Annotated in this window: 16 protein-coding genes; 3 read left to right on the top strand and 13 right to left on the bottom strand. The window is 72.0% G+C overall.

Annotated features, from left to right (window positions below):
• Positions 1-5 precede the first annotated feature (5 nt).
• The 13 genes from HB662_RS00170 to HB662_RS00110 form a co-directional block, all read right to left on the bottom strand.
• Positions 6-695 carry a response regulator gene (locus HB662_RS00170; protein ID WP_168045981.1) on the bottom strand — a complete coding sequence of 230 codons (690 nt, stop codon included), beginning with the start codon at positions 693-695 and terminating at the stop codon, positions 6-8.
• A complete protein-coding gene (locus HB662_RS00165; RefSeq protein WP_168045979.1) occupies positions 692-3,484 on the bottom strand; it encodes a sensor histidine kinase in 2,793 nt (930 codons plus the stop codon). Before HB662_RS00165 ends, HB662_RS00170 begins: the two co-directional genes overlap by 4 nt.
• Before the next feature lie 17 nt (positions 3,485-3,501).
• Positions 3,502-4,029: a potassium-transporting ATPase subunit KdpC gene (gene kdpC / locus HB662_RS00160; RefSeq protein WP_168045977.1), complete on the bottom strand. Its 528-nt coding sequence runs from the start codon at positions 4,027-4,029 to the stop codon at positions 3,502-3,504.
• A gap of 3 nt (positions 4,030-4,032) precedes the next feature.
• Positions 4,033-6,051 (bottom strand): potassium-transporting ATPase subunit KdpB, encoded by a 2,019-nt coding sequence (kdpB, locus tag HB662_RS00155; RefSeq protein WP_245185353.1) that lies wholly within the window; start codon positions 6,049-6,051, stop codon positions 4,033-4,035.
• Positions 6,052-6,062: 11 nt separating this feature from the next.
• A complete protein-coding gene (kdpA, locus tag HB662_RS00150) occupies positions 6,063-7,748 on the bottom strand; it encodes a potassium-transporting ATPase subunit KdpA (RefSeq protein ID WP_168045973.1) in 1,686 nt (561 codons plus the stop codon).
• Positions 7,745-7,834, bottom strand: coding sequence for a K(+)-transporting ATPase subunit F (gene kdpF, locus HB662_RS00145; RefSeq protein WP_168045971.1), 90 nt, complete (start codon positions 7,832-7,834; stop codon positions 7,745-7,747). Before kdpF ends, kdpA begins: the two co-directional genes overlap by 4 nt.
• Positions 7,835-8,106: 272 nt before the next feature.
• A complete protein-coding gene (locus HB662_RS00140; RefSeq protein WP_168045969.1) occupies positions 8,107-9,195 on the bottom strand; it encodes a YncE family protein in 1,089 nt (362 codons plus the stop codon).
• Positions 9,196-9,242: 47 nt separating this feature from the next.
• Entirely contained in the window at positions 9,243-9,824 is a 582-nt protein-coding gene (locus HB662_RS00135; RefSeq protein WP_168047505.1) for a cytochrome b, read from the bottom strand.
• Positions 9,825-9,829: 5 nt separating this feature from the next.
• Positions 9,830-13,741: a non-ribosomal peptide synthetase gene (locus HB662_RS00130; RefSeq protein ID WP_168045967.1), complete on the bottom strand. Its 3,912-nt coding sequence runs from the start codon at positions 13,739-13,741 to the stop codon at positions 9,830-9,832.
• Positions 13,734-13,985 carry a phosphopantetheine-binding protein gene (locus HB662_RS00125; protein ID WP_168047503.1) on the bottom strand — a complete coding sequence of 84 codons (252 nt, stop codon included), beginning with the start codon at positions 13,983-13,985 and terminating at the stop codon, positions 13,734-13,736. The genes HB662_RS00130 and HB662_RS00125 overlap by 8 nt, the downstream gene beginning before the upstream one ends.
• A gap of 16 nt (positions 13,986-14,001) precedes the next feature.
• A complete protein-coding gene (locus HB662_RS00120; protein ID WP_168045965.1) occupies positions 14,002-15,639 on the bottom strand; it encodes an AMP-binding protein in 1,638 nt (545 codons plus the stop codon).
• A gap of 94 nt (positions 15,640-15,733) precedes the next feature.
• The gene (locus tag HB662_RS00115) at positions 15,734-16,957 is read right to left on the bottom strand and encodes an MFS transporter (RefSeq protein ID WP_168045963.1); all 1,224 of its coding nucleotides are present in this window, start codon (positions 16,955-16,957) and stop codon (positions 15,734-15,736) included.
• Complete coding sequence (locus tag HB662_RS00110) at positions 16,954-18,168, bottom strand: amidohydrolase (protein ID WP_342449409.1); 1,215 nt, start codon at positions 18,166-18,168, stop codon at positions 16,954-16,956. Before HB662_RS00110 ends, HB662_RS00115 begins: the two co-directional genes overlap by 4 nt.
• 119 nt (positions 18,169-18,287) lie before the next feature.
• Between HB662_RS00110 and HB662_RS00105 the strand changes: the two genes are divergently transcribed.
• The 3 genes from HB662_RS00105 (at position 18,288) to HB662_RS00095 (ending at position 22,587) form a co-directional block, all read left to right on the top strand.
• Positions 18,288-19,385 (top strand): alpha-hydroxy acid oxidase, encoded by a 1,098-nt coding sequence (locus tag HB662_RS00105; protein WP_168045959.1) that lies wholly within the window; start codon positions 18,288-18,290, stop codon positions 19,383-19,385.
• A 166-nt stretch (positions 19,386-19,551) separates the two neighbouring features.
• The gene (locus tag HB662_RS00100; protein ID WP_168045957.1) at positions 19,552-21,801 is read left to right on the top strand and encodes a TonB-dependent receptor; all 2,250 of its coding nucleotides are present in this window, start codon (positions 19,552-19,554) and stop codon (positions 21,799-21,801) included.
• Positions 21,802-21,906: 105 nt separating this feature from the next.
• Positions 21,907-22,587, top strand: coding sequence for a Fe2+-dependent dioxygenase (locus tag HB662_RS00095; protein WP_168045955.1), 681 nt, complete (start codon positions 21,907-21,909; stop codon positions 22,585-22,587).
• The last annotated feature ends 1 nt before the right edge of the window (position 22,588 follow it).

Genomic DNA, 22,588 nt, shown 5'->3' with positions numbered 1-22,588 from the left:
GGCCGCTACCGTTCCGCGCCGAACCGGTACCCCACGCCGGGCTCGGTGCGGATCAGCCAGGCGGCGTCGCCCAGCTTCTGGCGCAGCTGCGCGATGTAGACCCGCAGGTACTGCGTATCCTCGACATGCGCGGCACCCCAGACGGTGGCGAGCAGGTGGCGCTGCGTCACCACCCGCCCATCCCCCGCCCGCGCCAGCGCCGCCAGCAGGTCCCATTCCCGTGGCGTCAGGTGCATCGGCGCCTGCCCATCCAGCCGGGCGGTGCGGCGCGGGAAATCGATCTCCAGCGGGCCGGAGCGCAGCACCGGGTCCAGCTTCGCCTCCGGCCCCGCCACCCGCCGCAGCGCGGCGCGGATGCGGGCCAGCAGCTCCGCCAGGGCGAAGGGCTTCTCCACATAATCATCGGCGCCGGCATCCAGCGCCTGCACCTTCTCCGCCTCCCGGTCCCGCGCCGAGACGATGATGACCGGCACGGCGCTGAAGGCGCGCAGCCGGACCAGCGCCGCCTGGCCATCCATGTCCGGCAATCCGAGGTCGAGCAGGACCAGCGCCGGCGCCTGCGTCGCCACCAGGCGCAGCGCCTCGGCGCCGGTCTCGGCGCGCAGCACCGCCAGGCCGGCGGCCTCCAGCGCCGGCTTCAGGAAACGGTGGATCTGCGGTTCGTCATCCACCACCAGGACCCGCGGCGCGGTCATGCCGGGAAGCGCAGCGTGATGCGGGTGCCACGGCCGGCGGGACCAATCGGGCTCTCGGCGGCGATCCGCCCACCCATCGCCTGCGCCAGGCCGCGGCAGATGGCGAGACCCAGTCCGGTGCCGGCGGCCACGCGATCGGTGCGGGTCACCCGGAAGAACGGGTCGAACACCCGGTGCAGATCCTCGGCCGCGATGCCCACCCCGTCATCCTCCACCCCGATGGCGATCTCATGCCCGTCCCGCCAGGCGGCAAGGCGCACCGCGCCCTCGGAGAATTTCAGGGCGTTGTCCAGCAGATTGCCCAGGATCTGGTCCAGCAGCCCGGGATCCAGCTGCGGTTCGGCCAGCCGCTCCGGCACCGTGACCGTGATCTCGCGCCGCGTCATGCGCCGGGCGCGGCCGGCGGCGACGTCCAGCGCGTCGGGGATGTTCACCGGCTCCCGGCGCGGTGCGATCTCGCCATGCTCGATCCGCACCATGTCCAGGATGTTCGCCAGGTAGCGTGACAGCCGCGCCGTCTCCTCCTCCGCGGCCAGCAGCAGGTCGGCACGGGTCTCCGCCGGCAGAGCCTCGCCGGATTCGCGCAGCGTGCCGAGCGCGCCGCGGATGGAGGTCAGCGGGGTGCGGAGGTCGTGGCCGAGCGAGGTCAGCAGCGCCGTGCGCAACTGCTCGGTCTCGGCCCGGGCGGCGCCACGGGCCTCGCGCTCCATCAACTGCGCCCGCTCGATCGCGACGGCTGCCTGGTCCAGCAGCGCGGTCAGCGCCTTGTCGGTCTCCCCCGTCAGGGCCTCGGCCCGGTCATCCAGCTTCACGCCGACCAGGCCGACAACGCCACGCGCGGTCCGCATCGGGCGGAACTGCCAGGCCGAACCCGGCAACGTGTCCGTCGCGCGGCCGGCGCGGCGACCCTGTGCCAGCGCCCAGCGCGCCGCGGCCATCGCCGTCTCGTCGAGGTCCATGGTGACGGGCATGGCGGCCCGCAGCACCGGCTCCGGCGCCGAGCCGGCCAGCACCGGCTCCGGCGCCGAGCCGGCCAGCAGCGGCTCCGCCGGATGGGCCAGCAGCGGCTCCGCCGCGTGGCTCTGCAGCGGCTCCGCCGCATTCGGCAGCTGCGGCTCCGCCGCATGGGCCAGCAGCGGCTCCAGCGGCATCACCACCACGGCGGGCACGCCGGCGACCCGCGCGGCTTCCTCCGCCACCGCGGGCAGCAGCTCCGGCAGGCCGCCCGGTCCGCCCAGGCGGCGGCTGAATTCCACCAGCCGGCGCAGCGCCAGCATCCGCGCCCGCGCCGCCCGCACGGATCGGCCCAGCCTTCCCGTGGTGCCGGCCAGCAGCAGCGCCACGGCGGCGAAGGCCCCGAGGCCGATCAGGTCCGCGCCATCCTGCAGTTCCAGCGTGTAGCGCGGTTCCAGGAAGAAGAAGTTCCAGGCGAGGAAGCCCAGCGCGGCCCCCGCGGCGGCGTGCCACGGCCCGAGGAGGGCGGCCAGCGCCACCACCATGGCGAGGAACACCATGCCCAGCGTGCGCTCGGGCAGCAGCCCCGCCGCGCCATGGCCGAGCGCCACCACCAGGGCGATGGCGGCCGGCACGGCGAGCCAGCCCAGCCAGGGCGGCAGCGTGGCCGGCGATGCGGCCGGGGCCGCGGGCCTGGCGCGTCCCTGGGCCACCGGCCCGGGCACGATGTGCAGGGTGAAATCGGTGGCGCGGCGCGCCAACGTGGCCGAGAGGGTCCGCCCCAGCCGGCGCCGCCAGAAGCCGGGCTGGCCGCGCCCGATGACGATGTGCGAGGCATTGCGCGACCGCGCCTGGGCCAGGATGGCGCCCGGCAGGTCGTTCGCCACCACCGTCTCGACCTCCGCGCCCAGCTCCTCCGCCAGGCGCAGCGCGGGGGCGGGGTCCGCCGCATCCACCGCGCCGGGCCGCTCGACATGCAGCACCACCAGCGGCGCACGCAGCGCATCGGCGATGCGGCGGCCCTGGCGTACCACCGTTTCGGCCGAGGCATCGGCGCCGAGCAGGGCCAGCACCCGGTCGCCGGCGGGCCAGGGGCCGGCGATGGCGTTGGCGCGCATGTAGCCGGTGACGTCGGCATCCACCCGTTCGGCGGTGCGGCGCAGCGCCATCTCCCGCAACGCGGCCAGGTTGCCCTCGCGGAAGAAGCCGCGCATCGCGCGGGCCGCCTGGTCGGGCTGGTAGATCTTGCCCTGGCGCATCCGCTCCAGCAGCTCGGCGGGCGGGATGTCGATCAGCTCCACCGCGTCCGCGCCGGCCAGCACGGCGTCGGGCACCGTCTCCGCCACGCGGATGCCGGCGATCCGCGCCACCGTGTCGGACAGGCTTTCCAGGTGCTGGACGTTCATCGTGGTCCAGACCTCGATGCCGGCGTCGCGCAGCTCCTCCACATCCTGCCAGCGCTTCGGGTGGCGACTGCCGGGGGCGTTGCTGTGGGCGAGCTCGTCCAGCAGCAGGATGCCGGGGCGGCGGGCCAGGGCGCCGTCGATATCGAATTCCTCGAGCACCTGGCCGCGATGCATCAGGCGGGCGCGCGGCAGCAGGGGCAGGTCGCCGATCTGCGCGATGGTCTCGGCGCGGCCATGCGCCTCGATGATGCCGGCCAGGACATCGGCGCCGCCGGCGCGGCGGCGGCGCGCCTCGGCCAGCATCTCATGCGTCTTGCCGACACCCGGGGCAGCGCCGAGGAACACCTTGAGCCGCCCGCGCCCCTCCCGCGCCGCCAGGGCCAGCAGCGCATCGGGGTTGGGGCGGTCCGGGTCGCGGGGCGTGGGCATCGCCTTCCAGTCTGGGGTCAGGGGGCCCCCAAGGCGAGGTTCAGCCGCAGCACATTGACGCGCGGTTCGCCCAGCAGGCCCAGCGCGCGGCCTTCCGTGTGGCGTTCCACCAGCGCCTGCAGCTGCGCCAGCGGCAAGCCGCGTGCCGCGGCCACGCGCGCCGCCTGCAGCGCGGCGTTTGCCGGGCTGACATGCGGGTCGAGGCCCGAACCCGAGGCCGTCGCGGCATCGGCCGGCACGGCGCGCCCGCCGTCTGCCCGCGCGCGCACCGCGTCCAGCAGCGCGGCGCTGGTCGGGCCGAGATTGCTCGGCGCCGCGCCGGCATCGCTGCCGGAGGGCCGCGGCTGGAACCACGCCGCGCCTTCCAGGCGGCGGGCGATGAGGTCGGAGCCGACCACCTGCCCATCCTGGACGACCAGGCTGCCATTCGCCGCCTGGGGGAACAGCACCTGTGCGATTCCGGTGAAGCCGAGCGGCACGATCAGGCCGAGCAGCAGGGTGAAGCCGCCCAGCATCACCAGGGCGGGGCGCAGCAAGGTCCACATGGTTCAGACGATCCCCAGCAGGGTGAGACAAAGGTCGATGGCCTTGATGCCGAGGAAGGGCACCACCAGCCCTCCCAGCCCATAGACCAGCAGGTTCCGCCGCAGCAGCGCGCCCGCGCCCAGCCCCGCCCGGCCGACGCCGCGCAGCGCCAGCGGCACCAGCGCCACGATGATCAGCGCGTTGAAGATGACGGCGGACAGGATGGCGGATTCGGGGCTGGCGAGCCCCATCACGTTCAGCGCCGCCAGCCCCGGATACTGCGCGACGAAGATTGCGGGCAGGATCGCAAAATACTTGGCCACGTCATTGGCGATGGAAAAAGTGGTCAGCGCGCCGCGGGTGATCAGCAGCTGCTTGCCGATCTCCACCACCTCGATCAGCTTGGTCGGGTCGCTGTCGAGATCCACCATGTTGCCGGCCTCGCGTGCCGCCTGGGTGCCGGTCTGCATCGCCAGCCCGACATCGGCCTGGGCGAGGGCGGGCGCGTCGTTGGTGCCGTCACCGGCCATCGCCACCAGCCGTCCCTCCGCCTGGGCGCCGCGGATGTAGCCGAGCTTGTCCTCCGGCGTGGCTTCCGCCAGGAAATCATCGACGCCCGCCTCGGCGGCGATGGCGGCGGCGGTCAGGCGGTTGTCGCCGGTGACCATGACGGTGCGGATGCCCATGCGGCGCAGCGCGTCGAAGCGTTCGCGGATGCCGGGCTTGATGATGTCCTTCAGCGCGATGGCGCCGAGCACCTGGCCGTCCCGCGCCACCACCAGCGGCGTGGCACCGGCGCGGGCGATGCGCGCCACCGCCTCGGCCAGCGCGGCCGGGGTTTCCGCCGCCATGCGATCGGCCGCCGCCTTGCGGAAGCGCCCGCGGCCGGGCAGGTCCAGCCCGGAGAGGCGGGTCTGCGCGGTGAAGGGGATGATGGCGGCGTCCGGCGGCACCGGCTCCGCCACGATGCCGTGGCGATCCCGCGCCAGCACCAGGATCGAGCGACCCTCCGGCGTCTCGTCGGCCAATGAGGCGAGCACCGCGGCCTCCGCCAGGTCGCGTTCCGTCACGCCGGGTGCGGGCAGGAAGCTGGCGGCCTGGCGGTTGCCGAGCGTGATGGTGCCGGTCTTGTCCAGCAGCAGCACATCCACATCGCCCGCCGCCTCCACCGCGCGGCCCGAGGTGGCGACGATGTTGAAGCGCACCAGCCGGTCCATGCCGGCAATGCCGATGGCCGACAGCAGCCCGCCGATGGTGGTCGGGATCAGCGTGACCAGCAGCGCGGCCAGCACCGGCACGGATGGCGGCGTCGCGTGGAAGCTGGCCATGCCGACGATGCTCGCCACCGCGATGAGGAACACGATGGTCATGCCGGCCAGCAGGATATCCAGCGCGATCTCGTTCGGTGTCTTCTGGCGCGAGGCCCCTTCGACCAGCGCGATCATGCGGTCCATGAAGCTGTTGCCGGGCGCCGCGGTGACGCGCACCACCAGCCAGTCCGAGACCAGCGTGGTGCCGCCGGTGACGGCGCTGCGGTCGCCGCCGGATTCGCGGATGACGGGCGCGCTTTCGCCGGTGACGGCGGCCTCGTTCACGCTGGCGATGCCCTGGATGACCTCGCCATCGGCGGGGATCAGGTCCCCGGCCTCGACCAGGATGATCTCGCCCTCGCGCAGCTCGGCGGCATCGCGCGGCTGCCACAGGCTGCGATCATCGGCGCGGAGCAGCAGCTTCGCGCGCGCCTCGCCGCGGGCGCGGCGCAGGCTTTCGGCGCGCGCCCGGCCGCGGCCCTCGGCGATCGCCTCGGCGAAGGTGGCGAACAGCACGGTCAGCCAGAGCCAGGCGGCGATGCCGGCCTGGAAGCCCCAGCGATCGCCGCGAAAGGCGGCGAGGATCGCGAGCAGCGTGACGAGGATGGAGACCACCTCCGTCACGAAGATCACCGGGTTGCGGATGAGCTGCGCGGGATTGAGCTTCCGCACGGCGTCCCCGAAGGCGCGGGCCAGCAGCGGCCGGCCCGGCGCCTGGGCGTTTGTGAGCATGTCCATTTGCCTCAGAAGGTCTGGCCGGCCAGCAGCGCGAACTGCTCCGCGATGGGGCCGAGGAAGAGCGCGGGCAGGAATTGCAGCCCGCCCAGGATCAGGATGACGCCGCAGAGCAGCCCGACGAACAGCGGCCCATGCGTCGGGAAGCTGCCGGAAGACGCCGGGGCGCGTGGCTTGGCCGCCAGGCTGCCGGCGATCGCCAGCACCGGCACGATGATGGCGTAGCGGCCGAGCAGCATGGCGATGCCGAGCGTGGTGTTCATGAAGGGCGTATCGGCGCCGAAGCCGGCGAAGGCGGAGCCGTTGTTCCCCGCCGCCGAGGAATAGGCGTAGAGGATCTCCGAAAGCCCGTGCGGCCCGGCATCCTGCACGCTGGCCAGCGCCACCGGCAGCAGGGCGGCCAGCGCGCTGAAGCCGAGCACGCAGGCCGGCACCACCAGCACCGCCAGCATCGCCAGCTTCACCTCCCGCGCCTGGATCTTCTTGCCGAGATACTCGGGCGTTCGCCCCACCATCAGCCCGGCGACGAACACCGCCAGCAGCACGAAGATCAGCATGCCGTACAGGCCGGAGCCGACGCCGCCGGGCAGCACCTCGCCAAGCTGGATCAGGAACATCGGCACCAGGCCGCCCAGCGGCGTGAAGCTGTCATGCATGGCGTTCACGCTGCCATTGGACGCGCCGGTGGTGGCCACGGCCCACAGCGCCGACATGGCGATGCCGTGCCGCACCTCCTTGCCCTCCATGTTGCCATCGGCGGGGTTCAGACCGGCGGCGATGTGCGGCGGATTGCCGGCGGCTTCCGCCGCGTAGGTCAGTGCGGTGCCGGCGATGACGAAGACCATCATCACCGCGAACAGCGCCCAGCCCTGGCGCCGGTCGCCAACCATGCGCCCGAAGGTCAGCGTGAGCGCGAAGGGAATGACGAGAATGGCCCAGAGCTGCGCCAGGTTGGCGATGGCCGTGGGATTTTCCAGCGGATGCGCCGAGTTCACGCCGAAGAAGCCGCCGCCATTGGTGCCGAGCTGCTTGATGGCGACCTGGAAGGCGGCGGGTCCGAGGGGGATGGCGCCGCCGCCCTCAATGGCGGCGGCACCGGTCAGCGTCTGCGGCACGCCCTGCGCCACCAGCAGCAGCGCCAGCAGCAGGGTCAGCGGCAGCAGCAGGTACAGCGTGATCCGCACCAGGTCCGCCCAGAAATTCCCCAGCGCCTGCACGCCCCCGGCCGCCAGCGCGCGCGTCAGCGCCAGGGCCAGGGCGATGCCGGTGGCGGCGGAAAGGAAGTTCTGCACCGCGAGGCCCGCCATCTGGCTGAAATGCGACATCGCCGTCTCGCCGCTATAGGCCTGCCAATTGGTGTTGGTGACGAAGCTGATGGCGGTGTTGAAGGCGAGCCATGGCGAAAGCCCCGGCAGGCCCTGCGGATTCAGCGGCAGCCATGCCTGCGCGCGCAGCAGCACGTACAGCAGCAGGAAGCCCGCCGCGTTCAGCGCCAGCATGGCCAGGACATAACGCTGCCAGCCCATGCCCTGCGCCGGGTCCACGCCGGCGGCGCGGTACAGCACCGCCTCGATGGGGTGCAGGATTCGCACGCGCCCCTCCGCCACCGCCGCGATATAGCGGCCGAGCGGCACGGCGGTGGCGAGCACGAGGGTGAGAAGCAGGGCGATCTGCGCCCAGCCGATCAGGGTCATCGCAGATCCTCCGGACGCAGCAGCGCCCACAGGAGATAGCCGAGCAGGCCGAGCGCGACGGCGCCGCCTAGGATGAGGTCCAGCATGGCGGCGTCAGACCCAGGCGCTGGCGCGGGCATAGAGGGCCATCAGCGCGAAGGCGCCGAGGCCGAGGGCGATGAGAAGAACATCAAGCATGGTGGCTCCCTCCCGGGCGGAAGGGGCCCGGGCGAGCGGAGCATCGGCCCGTGATGCGCAAAGGGGCCATTCGAATGACGGGCCGCGCGCGTAAGGGCGGCGTAAAGACGCGGCCGGCATGCCCCGTCAGAGGAGCCGCGGCGACGAGCCTGGTCCGGCCCGCCGCCGCGCTACGGCATTGTCAGATGCGGATGAGGCTCACGGTATCGCCGTTCGGATCCTCGACCGGCGGCTGTCCACGCGGCGCGGAACGGGCCTTGTTGCTGACATAGGCCAGGCCGGTGCGGCGATCGACGGCGACGGTGTTCGGATGGGTGCCGGTGGCGAGGTTGGCGACCACCACGAGGCCGCGCGTATCGACCACGCTCACCGTGCCGGCCTGGCGGTTGGCCACATAGGCCAGCGCGCCATCCGCCGACAGCGTCACGCCCAGCGCGCCCGCACCGGTCTCGATCGCCTTCACCAGCTCGCCCGACGCGGCGTTCAGCACCGTCAGCGTGCCGGTCTTCTGGTTGGCGCAGAACAGCCGGCCGCTGGTGGCGTCATGGACGATGTTGATCGGACCCTCGCCGCCCGATGCAAAGCGCCGGATGCCCGCCTTGCGTGCCAGGCTGACCTCGACGATCTCGTTCGACTGCAGCGCCGTGGCGAACAGCCGGTCGCCGGCCGGGTCGTATGCCGCACCGATGATGCCGCCATCGAGGCCTTCGGTGATGACGGTGGCCATGGCGTTGGTGGCGGTATCGGCGACCCAGATCGCGCTGGGCCGGCCACGTCCGCCGAACACCGTGACGAAGGCCCGGTCATTCGCCTCATCGGCGATCACCTGGCGGACATGGGCGCGCTCGCCCTCCGCGATGCGGGCGCGGACGGTGCCGCTGCGGGCATCGATCACCAGCAGGGCACCGCTGCGCGTCGCGGTGCCGAGCAGCAGGCCGCGGCGATCATTCACGCCCATGCCAAAGGCGGCCTCGGCGCCCAGCTCGATGCTGGATTTCGTCTCCAGCGTCCGCGGGTCGAGACCCAGGATCTTCGCGGCGTTCTCGCCACGCTTGCCGACGCTGGCGACATGGACGAGGCCGGTGGTGGAGCTGACCACGATCTCGTACAGGCCGGCGCCCGGCTGCACGGTCTTTTCCACCGCGGGCGCCGCCAGGGCGAGGCGCGGGCGCAGCACGGAGGCTGCGAGGCCGGTGCCCATCAGCGCCAGCAGGTGGCGCCGCGACGGGGCGGGGTGCCCGGCGGGGGGGCGCGAGGGATCTCTGGCCATGGGGGAAGCCTTCCTATGCGGTCGGTGGTCTGTGTTGCGAATGATTATCAACCGCTAATCTGGTCCTGGCAATCCGCCATCCGGCCCCTCATCCGGCCCGCCATCCGCCGCAACGTGCCGTCGCGCCAGATGAAGTGATGCAGCACGACCATCAGCACGTGGCCGAGGATCAGCGCCAGCAGCAGCCAGGCGAGCCGGCCATGCAGCAGGTCCGCCGGTGCCGACATCCAGTCGATGCGCGGGCCGCCGCGCGGCACGACCTGATGGCCGAAGAAGGCGTAGCCTCGGCCGTTGCCGAATGCCCGCAGCAGGGCCAGGGACGGGATGAGGAGCATCAGGCCGTACAAAGCGCCATGGCCGAGCCGCGCCGCGCGACCTGCCCAGGATCTTGGCTGCGCCGGCCGACGGCCACGGTTGATCCAGGCCCAGAGCAGGCGCAGCAGGATCAGCAGCAGCAGCACGGTGCCGACCGACTGGTGCGTGCCGACCCAGAACGCCATCAGCGGCGTGCGCCCGAGGACCAGGCGCAGCGCCATGCCGGTGATCTGCCACAGCAGGATCGCCGCCATGCCCCAATGCAGCAGCCGCGTCACCTGGCCGTAGCGTTCGAGCGTGTCGCGCCATTGCATCGGCTTCACAGGCGCTGCCGCAGCGCGGGCGCGATCACGGCGGTCGCCGCCTCGCCCACCATCTCGCCGTGCAGCGCCTGCACGTCGATCACCTCCAGCCGCTCGGCATGGGGCGCCCACATGGCGGGCGTGATGCTGCGCCCGGCATGGTCGCGGGCGGCGCGGAAATGCGTGATCGTGCCGTCGAAGCGGCGGTGCCGGTGGGCGCGCACCAGGCGGTTGTTGCCCTCCACCACGCGCACCACGCCGTCCAGCACGGATTCCGGCAGCCGGCCCAGCGGCCGCCCGCCACGGCGCAGGAAATCGATCACCGCGCCGCGTTCCATCGGCAGGTCCGGATGGTCCTCCGGCTGGTGCCCGGCCAGGCCGAGCATGGCCGTGAAGATCGCCTTGTCATCCGGCTCCGGCTCGGCGCGCCAAGCGTCGGAGGGATAGGCATCGAGCAGGGCGACGAGCCCCACCGCATGGCCCAGCTCGCGCAGCCGCACCGCCATGGCCTGGGCGATGATGCCGCCAACCGACCAGCCGGCGAGATGAATGGGGCCGGGTTCGCCCAGCGCCAGCACGCGGTCGGCGTAGTCGGCCGCCAGTGCATCCAGATCCCCCGCAGGCGCTGCCTCGGCATGCAAGGACGGCGCCTGCACGCCGAACACGCTGTATTCGGGGGCCAGTGCGCGTGCCAGCCCGCCATAGCACCAGGAAACGCCGCCCGCCGGATGCACGACGAAGAGCGGCGGCTGCCCGGCCCGGCCATGGCCGAGCCGGATGATCGGCCGCAGCCCGTCATCGGAGGGCGGCAACCGGTCGGAATCGATCAGGGTGGAAAGCCGCGCCACGCTCGGATGTTCGAACAGCGCGCCCAGGCCGGGATCGCGGCCGAACACCTGCTGCACCCGCTGCATCAGCTCCACGGCCAGCAGGGAATGCCCGCCGAGCGCGAAGAATTCCTCCTCCGCCCCCACCTCGGGCAGGCCCAGCGCCTCGGCGAACAGCGCGGCCAGGCGGCGTTCGGTTGCGCTGGACGGCGCGCGTCCATTGGCGGCGGTGATCCCGGGGGCGGGCAGGGCATCGCGCGCCAGCTTGCCGCTGCTGTTCACCGGCAGTGAATCCAGCGCGACGAAGGCGGCGGGCACCATGTAGTCGGGCAGGCGCGCCACCAGCAGGGCGCGCAGCGCGGCCGCATCGAAGCCCTCGCCGGGCACCACATAGGCGACCAGGCGCTGGTCGCCCGGACGGTCCTCCCGCAGCACCACGCGGGCCTGCCGCACCATGGGGGAGGCGGCGATCGCGGCCTCGATCTCGCCGGTCTCGATGCGGAAGCCGCGCAGCTTCACCTGGCCGTCGCGGCGGCCGAGATACTGGATGGCGCCATCGGCGCGGAAGCGCGCGAGGTCGCCGGTGCGGTACATGCGCTGCCCCGGATGGAAGGGGTCGGCGATGAAGGCGCGCTGCGTCAGGTCCGGCCGGCCGAGATAGCCGCGCGCCAGCTGCACGCCCGCGATGAACAACTCCCCGGTGACGCCCGCCGGCAGCGGCCGCAGCGCCGCATCCAGCACATACAGCCGCGTATTCCACACCGGCCGGCCGATCGGCACCGGGCGGCTGTGGTCGCCGGCCGAGGCATCCCAGAAGCTGACATCAACCGCCGCTTCGGTCGGGCCATACAGGTTGTGCAGCGCCGCCTGCATGGTGGCATGGAAGCGGTCGCGCAGATCCGGCGTCAGCGCCTCCCCCGAGCAGAACACCCGCGCCAGCGCCAGGCCCTGCGAGTCCGGATGCGCCAGGAAGGCGGCGAGCATGGAGGGTACGAAATGCGCCGTGCCGATGCGCTGCGTGCGGATAAGCCGGGCGATCGCCGCCGGGTCCCGATGCGCGCCGGGCGGTGCGATCACCAGGGTCGCGCCCACGACCAGCGGCAGGAAGAATTCCCAGACCGAGACATCGAAGGTGGCCGGCGTCTTCTGCAGGATGCGGTCCCGCGGGCCGATGCCGTATTGCGCCCCCATCCAGAGCAGGCGGTTGACGATGGCGCGATGCTCGACGAGCACGCCCTTGGGTTCGCCGGTGGAGCCGGAGGTGAAGATCACATAGGCGGCGTCGCCAGGGGCGGGTCCGGCCGGTGCCGCGCCGTCCTGCGGCCACGCCGCGGGCGGCAGCAGGGCGACCTCCCCGGGCAGCGGGGCCTCCGCCAGGGCCAGGCGCGGCCGGGCGGTGGCGAGGATGCGGGCCTGTCGCTCGGCGGGGTGCGTGGGGTCGAGCGGCAGGTAGGCGGCGCCGGCGCGCAGCACCGCCACCAGGGCCACCAGCAATTCCAGCGACCGGTCGAGCGCGACCGCCACCAGGTCGCCCGGGCCGATGCCGCGCTGGGCCAGCGCCTGCGCCAGGGCGGCGCTGCGGCGGTCGAGCGCGCCGTAGGGCATGGACTGGCCCTCGAAGACCAACGCCTCCGCTTCCGGCTGCGCCGCCATGCGCGCCGAGATCAGCGCGGCCAGCGTGGTCTCCGGCACCGGCTGGGCGGTGTCGTTCAGCGCATGGACGAAGTGGCGGGCTTCCTCCGGCGTCGCGGTGGCGACATCGGCGAGGCTTCCAGCGCGCAGCGCCGCCGCGACGAAATGCGCGGCGCGGCGTGCATGGGCCGCGGTTTCCTCGGCCGAGTACAGGTTGGGATTCGCCTCGACATCCAGCCGTAGCGCCGTCGCGCCCGGATCGCCGCGCAGGTCGAAGCTGAGATCATCCACCGGTCCGGTGCCCAGCAGATGCAGGCTGCAATCCAGCCCCGGAAACACCGGCAGGCGATGGTAGGGCTGGATGTTGACGATCGGCCCATGCAGCCGCCGCCCGGCACCGACGCGGCCGAGGTCGCGGCGAAGATACTCGCCCCGGTAGCGCCCATGGCGGCGCAGCGCGGCAAGCTGCGTCGCGCAATCCTCCGCCGCCACCGGCAGCGGCGCGGCTTCGTCGCCGCGGATGCGCAGCGGCAGCACGTTCATCAGCGTCGCCGGGCTGCGCGCCGCGGCGCTGCCAAAGCGGTTCATGAAGGTGACGCCGATGGTGGTCTCCGCCTCCCCGGTCAGGCGGCGGCAATAGGCGCCCAGCAGGAAGGTCAGCAGGTCCGGCCAGGCAAGGTCATGCGCCTCCGCCACCTGCCGCAGCGCGGCCGCCGTCGCGGCACCGATCTCCGCCTCCGCCCGATGCGCGGCGCGGGCTGTCAGCGCGGTGCCCTCGGCGATGCCGGTGACCTCCGGCGCATCCGCCATCAGCCGCAGCCAATGGGCGCGATCCTGTGCCATGCGCGGGGAGATGCGATAGGCCGCATCCTCCGCCAGCACCGCCGCGAAGCCTTCGAGTGGCGGGCCGGGGTCCGCGCCGGTCAGGCGATGCGCGTAGAGCGCCGCGGTGCGCCGCACCACCAACTCCGTGCCGAAGCCGTCCAGCACCAGGTGGTGCGCGCGGTGGAACCACAGATGCCGTTCGGGCGAGAGGCGGTACAGGCGTTCCGTCGCCAGCGGGCCGCGCGCCGTATCCACCGCCCAGCCCATCTCGCGCAGCATGGCGGCGCGCGCGGCGGCGAAGGGGTCCGGCTCCGCGCCCAGATCCACCACCTCCAGCCGGGGGCGCATCGCCTCGTCGATCTGCTGGCGCACGCCGGCGGGGCTGTCCTGCACGCGGAATGCCAGCGCATCGGCCTCCGCCGCCATGCCCTCGATCGCGGCGCGGAAGGCCGCGAGGTCGAGCGGACCGCGCAGATCCAGGTACTGGCCGGTGTTGAACAGCGGATTGCCGGGGTCGAGCCGCTGCGCATACCACAGCCCCTCCTGCGCCGCCGTCAGCGGCAGGCCCCCCTGCGCCGCCGTCAGCGGCGGGCCCCCCTGCGCCGCCGTCAGCGGCGGGCCCACGGACGCGGCGTGGTCAGGCATCGCGTTGCAGCGCCCGCTCCGCCAGCGACCACCAGGCGCCGAGCGTCGTCTTCTCGGCCACGGCGGCGAGTTCCAGCTGCAGCCCATCCTCCGCCCAGCGGGTCAGCAGGGTCATCGCGCGCATGGAATCCAGGCCGAGGTCGATCAGGTTGTCGCCGTCCTCCAGCTCATCGGGCGGAATCCGTACCGCGCGAGCCAGGTCGGCGCGCATGCGCGCATGCGTCCAGGGCCGCTTCGCCTGCATCACGGGGCACACTCCCTCAATCCGCTTGCTGCCCGGATTCCTCGGCCAGCAGCCGGGCGCGCAGGCGGGCGCGCAATTCCTTGCGGCTGATCTTGCCGGCGGCCGTGGTCTCGAAGGCCTCGACCAGAACGATCTGGTCGGGAACCTTGAACTCCGCGATGGCGCGGCCGCGCATCCAGGTCTTCAGCGCCACGGCGCGCGGCTTGTCGCCACGCGGGATGATGAAGGCGCAGCTCCGCTCGCCGAGGAATTCATCCGGTACGGAGACCACCGCCGCGTCGAAGACGTTGGGATGGGCGAGGAGATGATCCTCGATCTCCTCGGCGGAGATCTTCTCGCCGGCGCGGTTGATGTGGTCGCCGGCGCGGCCCTGCACCACCAGGTAGCCCTCCGGCGTTCGCTTCACGATGTCGCCGGTGCGGTAGAATCCATCCGGCGTGAAGGACCGCGCATTGGCGGCCTCGTCATTGTGGTAGCCGCGGATGGTGTAGGGCCCGCGCGCCAGCAGGTGCCCGGCCTCGCCTTCCGGCACGGGGCGGCCCAGATCGTCCAGGATCAGCACCTCGTCATCCGCGCTGATCGGCCGGCCCTGGGTTTCCAGCACGAGCGCATCGGGATCGTCCAGGCGCGTGTAGTTCACCAGGCCCTCGGCCATGCCGAACACCTGTTGCAGCTTGCAGGGCAGCGCATCCTGCACCCGCCGCGCCGCTTCCGGGGTCAGCTTGGCGCCGCCGACCAGCAGCACCTCCAGGCTCGACAGGTCGTGCGGCGTGCGTGGCGCCGCCTCGGCCCATAGCAGCGCCAGCGGCGGCACCAGGCCGCTGATGGTCACCCGTTCCCGCGCGATCAGCGGGAAGGCGACATCGGGCGCGGGGGAGGGGCTGAGCACCACGCGGCCGCCGGCATGCAGCGTGCCCATGTGGCCGGGCGAGCTCATCGGGAAGTTGTGCGCCGCCGGCAGGGCGATCAGGTGCACGCTGTCCTGCGTGACGCCGCAGATCTCGTTGCTGGCGCGGAAGCTGTAGATGTAGTCGTCATGCGTGCGCGGGATCAGCTTCGACAGGCCCGTGGTGCCGCCGGATATCTGCAGGAAGGCGACGGCGGCAGGGTCCGGGTCGCCCGGCAGCGCGGCACGGTTGCCATCGAGCTGCTCGAAGGGCGTGAACTCCGCTGCATCGCCCACCACCACCGCATGGCGCAGCGCGGGGACGGCCGCGCGCAGGTCCCGCGCCAGTGCGCGGTAGTCGAAGCCATCCGGGCCGCGATCGGCGCAGATATAGCCGGCAGCCTCGGATTTGCGGAGGAAGTGGCTGATCTCCGTCTGGCGATGCGCCGGCAGCGCATAGACCGGGACCATCTGGGCGCGGAACAGGCCGAACACCGCCGTGAAGAATTCGGGGATGTTCCCCAGCTGCACGACCACGCGGTCGCCCGGTCGCAGGCCGAGCGCCAAAAAGCCGGCGGCGGCGGCCTCGGCGCGGGCCTGCAGCTCGGCGTAGCTCCAGCGCTGCGTGCCGCCGATGATGGCAAGGGCGCCGGGATGCGCGGCGGCGCGTTGGCGCAGGAAGCCGGGGAAGGTCTCGCCCCGCCAGTGGCCGGCGGCCCGGTAGCGGGTGGCGGCTTCGGCGGGCCAGACCTGTTTCAGTGGGAGCACGGCAGATCACCCGTCCAAACGGCGCCTGCCCGAGGGGCAGAGAGAGCATCTGGCGGCGCGTGCGTCAGCAGATGCGAATAATAATCATTATATATCACGCGGACGGAACGGCAAGCGGGTCGCGCGCCTGCCGCCACAGCGGCAGTGAGACGCCGAGCAGCAGCGCGCTGGCGAGCACATAGGGCAGCGCCGGCGCCACCGCATAAAGCAGCGTGCCCGCCACCGGCCCGACCACCATGCCGAGGCCCTGCGCCGCCCCCGCCGCGCCCGCCGCCGCACCCTGCTCGCCGGGCTCCACCGCATTGGCGGTCATCGCCGAGAAGGCCGGGAAGACCCAGCCCATGCCGAGCGCTGCGACGAAGTAGCAGGCGGCGAGCATCCAGGCCTGGCTTGCCAGCACCACGCTGCCGAAGCCCAGCGCCGCCGCCAGCGCGCCCAGGCGGATCATCCGCTCCGGCGCGATGCGCCAGCGCGCCGCCACGGATTGCGACAGCACCAGCGCGATGCCCACCATCATCAGCGCGGTGCCGGCTGCACGCGCCGCATCCTCCGGCGGCAGGCCTAGCCGGTCCATCGCAAAGAAGCCGATGCTGACCTGCGCGATGGAGACGCTGAACATGGCGCTGAAGCCGATCGCCAGTGGCTGGCGCAGCCGGCGGTCGGTCAGCTTCAGCCGCCGCCGGGGCGGGCTCGGCTTCGGCGGCGTGGCGGGGATCAGCCACCACAAGGCGAGGCAGGCGAGCAGCGGCAGCGCGGCGGTGGCGATCAGCGGCACGCTCAGCCCATAGGGCACCAGCAGCGCGGCCAGCGCCGGGCCGGCGACCAGCCCGGCACCGCTGCCGGTGCCGAGCCGCGCCATCGCCTGGGCCCGCTTTGCGGGTTCGGTACGGTCCGCGATCAGCGCCATGCCGGCGGCCGGGATGGCGGCATAGGCGCCGCCGACCAGCGCCCGCCCGGCCACCAGGCCGAGGAAGGCGAGCGTCACCGGCACCTGCCAGCGCAGCATCGCATCGATGAACAGGCACAGCGCCCAATAGGCCAGGGTGAAGCCGAGCGCGCCGGCCAGCAGCACGGCGCGACGGCCATGGCGGTCGCTCGCCCGCCCCCAGGGCCGCGCGCCCAGCATCCAGGCGACGCCGGATGCTGTGACGGCCAGCCCGGCCTGCCAGGGCTGCAACCCGGCGACGCGCGCCACCGGGCCGATCAGCGCCACGAAGGCCATCATCGCCAGGCTGCCGCAGAACACCGCCACCATCAGCACCGGCAGGACCGGGTCGCGCGCGGCCGGAGTGTCCTCCGCCGGGGTGCCCTCCGTCATCCCTCGCGCATCGCATCGCCCAGGGCGTGCGCGACCAGGCTGACCCAGTAGGCCGCGCCGAGCGGCAGCAGCCGGTCATTGAAGTCGAAATGCGGCGTGTGGACGTGGTGGTAGCTGCCATCCGGCGCGAAGCCGTTGCCCGCCAGCATGAAGGCGCCGGGCCGCTGCTGCAGCATATAGGCGAAATCCTCGCCGGCGGTGATCGGCGGATAATTGTCATCCACCGCATCGCGCCCCGCCACCGCCGCGGCGGCGCGGGCGGCCAGCCGGACCTCCGCCGGCGTGTTCACCAGGGCCGGATAGCCGTGCTGGTAGTCGACCTCCACCGTGCAGCCATGCGCCATGGCGCAGCCGGCGGCGAGTTCGCGCAGCCGGCGTTCCATCACCTCCCGCGCCGCGGGCAGGAAGGAACGGCCGGTGCCGGAGACGAAGACCTCCGCGGGGATCACATTCGGCGCCCGCGCATCGCCGCCGGCAACGTGGCCGATGCTGAGCACGGCGGTCTGGCCGGCCGGGATGTTGCGGCCGATCACGCTCTGCAGCGTGCCGATGAACTGCGCCATGGGCTGGGTTGGGTCTGTGGCGCGGTGTGGCACGGCGCCATGGCCGCCGGTGCCGCGGAAGCGCACCGACCAGCCATCGACATTGGCCAGCATCGGCCCGGCGCGCAGCCCGAAGCGGCCCAGCGCCAGGCCCGGCTCGTTGTGCAGGCCGAAGACGGCATCGGCGGGGAAGCGATCGAACAGGCCTTCCTCGATCATCAGCCGGCCACCGGCCAGGCCTTCCTCGGCCGGCTGGAAGATGAAATGCACGGTGCCGTGGAAATCCGGATGCTCCGCCAGGTGGCGCGCCGCGCCCAGCAGCATGGCGGTGTGCCCGTCATGCCCGCAGGCATGCATCACCCCGGGCGTGGCGGAGGCATGGGCGGCACCCGTCGCCTCCTGGATCGGCAGGGCGTCCATGTCGGCGCGCAGCGCGATGGCGCCGATCCTCCCCCCGCCGGGGCCGCGCCGGCCATGCAGGGTGCCGACCACGCCGGTGCGGGCGATGCCCTCCGTCACCGCAATGCCCCAGCCGCGCAGCTTCGCCGCGACCAGCGCCGCGGTGCGGCTTTCCTGGAAGCCGAGTTCGGGGTGACGGTGCAGGTCGTGACGGATTTCCGTCAGCTCGGCCTCGTGGCGTGCAAGCAGGGCAGGAAGCGGGGTGTCCACGGGGCAGGTCACCGGGTAATGCGAATAATAATGCGTGCTACTTGCAGTTGGCCGGATCGGCAAGCACAAAGCCATGGGTTCCGCCGGTCCGCCGGACGCGCCGACATTAAGGATGCGCCATGTCCGACGCCTTCCAGATCCCGGCGGATGCCGTCTCGCTCGCCGATTACGAACGCCATGCCGAGACGCGGATGACGGCCGCGGCCTGGGCCTATGTCGCCGGTGGCGCGGCGGATGAGCTGACCCTGCGTCACAACCGCGCGGCCTATGACGCGATCCGGCTCCAGGGCCGCGTGCTGGCGGATCTGCGCGGTGGCGGCACCGGGCAGACGCTGTTCGGCGCGCATTTCGAGCACCCAATCCTGCTCGCCCCGGTGGCGCATCAGCGCCTGGCCTGCCCGCAGGCAGAGATCGCCACCGCCGTCGGCGCGGCCGGCGCGCGGGCCTGCCTGGTTGTCAGCACGGAGGCCGATTGCCCGGTCGAGGAGATCGCCGCTGCGGCCAGGGGGCGCTTCTGGTTCCAGCTCTACATGCAACATGACCGCGACTTCACCCGGGCGCTGCTGGCGCGCGCGGAACGGGCGGGGGCGCAGGCCATCGTCGTGACCGCTGACGCGCCGGTCAGCGGCTTCCGCAACCGCGAACAGCGCGCCGGCGTGACGCCCGCGCTGCTGGGGGAGGCCGTACATCTGCGCGGCGCGCGGCCCGGGCCGATGCCGCGTGCAGGGCTGGGGGAAAGCCTGGTGTTCGGCGGCTTCATCGACAGCGGCGCGCGCTGGGAAGATTTCGCCCGGCTGCGCGCGACGACGAAGCTGCCGCTGCTGGTCAAGGGAATCACGGCGCCGGAGGATGCGGAACGCGCCATCCGGGAAGGGGCGGATGGGCTGATCGTCTCCAACCATGGCGGGCGGGTGCTGGATTCGCAGCCCGCGACCATCGAGATCCTGCCGGCGATCGCCGCCGCCGTCCGCGGGCAAGTTCCGCTGATCGTGGATGGCGGCATCCGCCGGGGCACCGACGTGCTGAAGGCGCTGGCGCTGGGTGCCGCGGCGGTGATGATCGGCCGGCCCTATGTCTTCGCCCTGGCGGTGGCGGGCCCCGCCGGGGTCGCGCATGCGGTGCAGATCCTGCGCGGCGAGTTCGAGGTGGCGATGGCGCTGACCGGCTGCCGCGCGCTGGGCGATATCGGCCCGCGCATCATCTGGACGGGCCGCTAGCAGGATGCGGCGCTTCGACGTTGCTGGAATGTCACACCCGCGCCGGTCCGCGCCCTGAAGCGGCGTCGTGTTACGAAGTGTCCTTGCGAATGACTCTTAATTGCATGAATGCTCCGCCCGCCCGTCGGGAGTGCATCCGCGCCCCGCGACTCAGGGGAGTTGAGTGATGACCGCCAAGCCCACCTTGCGCATGATCGTATCCAACACGGCCTTCGGTGCCAGCCTCGCGGCGGGCATGATGCTGGGTGGCGGCGCCTCGGCCCAGACCGCGACCTCGCCGCAGGCGCAGGCCGAGCCGGAAGCCAGCCAGGCGGTGCGCCTGCCGGGGATCAGCGTGGTCGGCGACCGGCCGGAAAATACGCTGCGCGGCGAGACCGGCCTCGGCCGCCTGTCAGGGCCGATCCAGAGCATTCCGCAGACCATCCAGGTGGTGCCGCGGGAAGTGCTGCAGCAGCAGAACGTGACCACGCTGGAGCAGGCACTGCGCAACGTGCCCGGCATCACCTCCTCGGTCGGTGAGGGCAATGGCGGCGTCAATGGCGACCAGATCCGCATCCGCGGCTTCAACGCGCAGAACGACCTGTATGTGGACGGCCTGCGTGATTTCGGCACCTTCCGCCGCGATGCCTTCACCTTCGAGGAAGTCCAGGCGCTGCTCGGCCCGTCCGGCCAGACCTTCGGCGCCGGTTCCGCGGGAGGCACGGTGAACGTGGTGAGCCGCACCGCGCGCCTCGGCAATTCCTTCAACGCAGATGCCACCGCCGGCATGGGGCCGTTCTTCCGCTCGACCGTCGATGGCAACTACCAGATCAGCGACACGGCGGCGGTGCGCCTGAACCTGATGGGCCAGACTTCGCGGCTCGCCGGCCGGGACATGCCGTGGGGCGAGCGCTGGGGCATCGCGCCCTCCATCGCCTTCGGCCTGGGCACCGACACCACCTTCACGCTGGAATACCTGCACTACCAGTATGACGAGCCGACCGACACCGGCGTGCCGGTCCTGACGCGCCCCGGCGCCACCGTCGGCCGCCCGATCACGGAGTATGGCCTGGACCGCCGCACCTGGCTCGGCACGCCGAATGACCGCGACAAGACGACGGTGGACCGCCTCACCGCGCGCCTGCAACACCGGGCGACGGACTGGCTGACCATCTACAACGACACGCGCGCGGGCATCCAGGACCGGTCCTTCAGCTACAGCATCATCGGCTGCACCGCGGATTGTGCGACCGGCTTCTTCAATCGTACCGGAACGCCCGGATACACCTACTCCGGCGCGGGATCGCCCTATGATTCCAGCACCTGGGGCGTGCAGAACGTGACCACCGCGGTGGCGCGCTTCAACACCGGCTCGCTGCGGCATGAGGCGACGGTGGGCGTAGATGGCTGGTACGAGGATTTCGAGCGCACCGGCTACAGCTACGGCGCCGACCGATCGGCCTTCCGCGGCAACTTCTTCGAGCCCGACAACGATACCTCCTACAGCTACACGCGCTCGACCGCGGCGAATGCCACGCGCCGCGCGCAGACCACCGCCGTCGGCGTCTTCGCCAGCGAACGGCTGTGGCTGACGCCGCAACTCTCCGTCCTTGGCGGCGTACGCTGGAACCGCTTCCAGACGGACTATCAGGCCTTCGGCCCGGGCGTGTCACCGACCGAGCTGAATGCCGACAACAGCTTCGTCGATCCGCGCGGCGCCGTGATCTGGGAGCCGACGCGCGACTACACCTTCTACTTCTCCTACGCGCAGTCCTCCTTCGCGCCGGGCTCCAACTTCGCCACGCAGCCGGGCCAGGCCAATGTCAACAACACCCAGCTCGAGCCGGAGCGGAACGACATCTACGAGATCGGCGCACGCGGTGCCTTCCTCGGCGGAAGGCTGGGCCTGAGCGCGGCCGCCTACCAGATCACCAAGAACAACGCGACGGAGACCGATGCGCTGACCGGCGCCACCTTCACATCGGGCGACCGGCAGGAAGTGCGCGGCATCGACATCGGCGCGACCGGCAGCATCACCCCCGCCTGGACGCTGAATGCGCGCTACAGCTACACCGACAGCGAGACGACGCGTTCCACCACGCCCGCCAATGTCGGCAAGCCGATCCAGCTGGTGCCGGAGCAATCGGCCGCGCTGTGGACCGCCTATGAATTCAACCAGGGCCAGAAGCTGAACCTGACGGTCGGCGGCGGTGTCACCTGGGCGAGCCGGATCTTCCTGAATGCCGCCAACAGCCAGGAAGTGCCGGAGAGCTTCTCGCTCGACGCCTTCGTTTCACACCGCCTCAACCAGAACCTGCTGCTGCGCGTGAACGGCTACAACCTGACCGACCACCGCAACTACACCCACGTCTCCAGCGGCCGCGCCGCGCTGGGGACCGGGCGGGCGGTCACCATGACGCTGTCCACCAACTTCTGATCGCACGGGTCCAGGGCCACCGGGCCGCGCGGCCCGGCGCCGCCTTTCCGCTTGCCGGCCCCACGCCGGCGGCGGAATAGGCTGCGGCAGCGGAGGAGAATCGCGATGCTGGTGCATATCCCGAACGTGCTGACGGCCGAGGAGGTCGCACAGTGCCGGCAGAGGCTGGAAAGCGCCGATTGGGTGGATGGCCGCGCCACCGCGGGCGAGCAATCCGCCAAGGTGAAGCTCAACCTGCAGGTGCCGGAAAACTCCGCCGCCTCGCGCCAATTGGGGGAGGTGGTGCTGCGGGCGATCAACCGCAGCCCGCTGTTTGCCTCCGCCGTGCTGCCGCTGCGCGTCTATCCGCCGATGTTCAACCGCTACGATGTGGGCATGACCTTCGACACCCATGTCGACAACGCGATACGTGCCCTGCCGGGCGGCGGCCGCATGCGGACGGACGTGTCCTCCACGCTGTTTCTCACGCCGCCCGAGGAATATGAGGGCGGCGAGCTGGTGGTCGAGGACACCTATGGCGCGCAGTCCGTGAAGCTGCCGGCCGGTGACATGGTGATCTACCCGGCGACCAGCCTGCACCGCGTCAACCCGGTGACGCGCGGCAGCCGGTGGGCGTCCTTCTTCTGGACCCAGTCGATGATCGACGACGACCGGCAGCGCCGCCTGATGTTCGAGATGGACATGTCGATCATCCAGATGCGGATGGCGGTGCCTGATGACCATCCCAGCGTGCTGGGCCTGACCGCCTGCTACCACAACCTGATGCGGATGTGGTGCAAGACCTGAG

The sequence above is a fragment of the Falsiroseomonas frigidaquae genome (assembly GCF_012163145.1).
Lineage (GTDB): Bacteria > Pseudomonadota > Alphaproteobacteria > Acetobacterales > Acetobacteraceae > Falsiroseomonas > Falsiroseomonas frigidaquae.
This window is presented reverse-complemented; position numbering and strand designations above follow the sequence as displayed.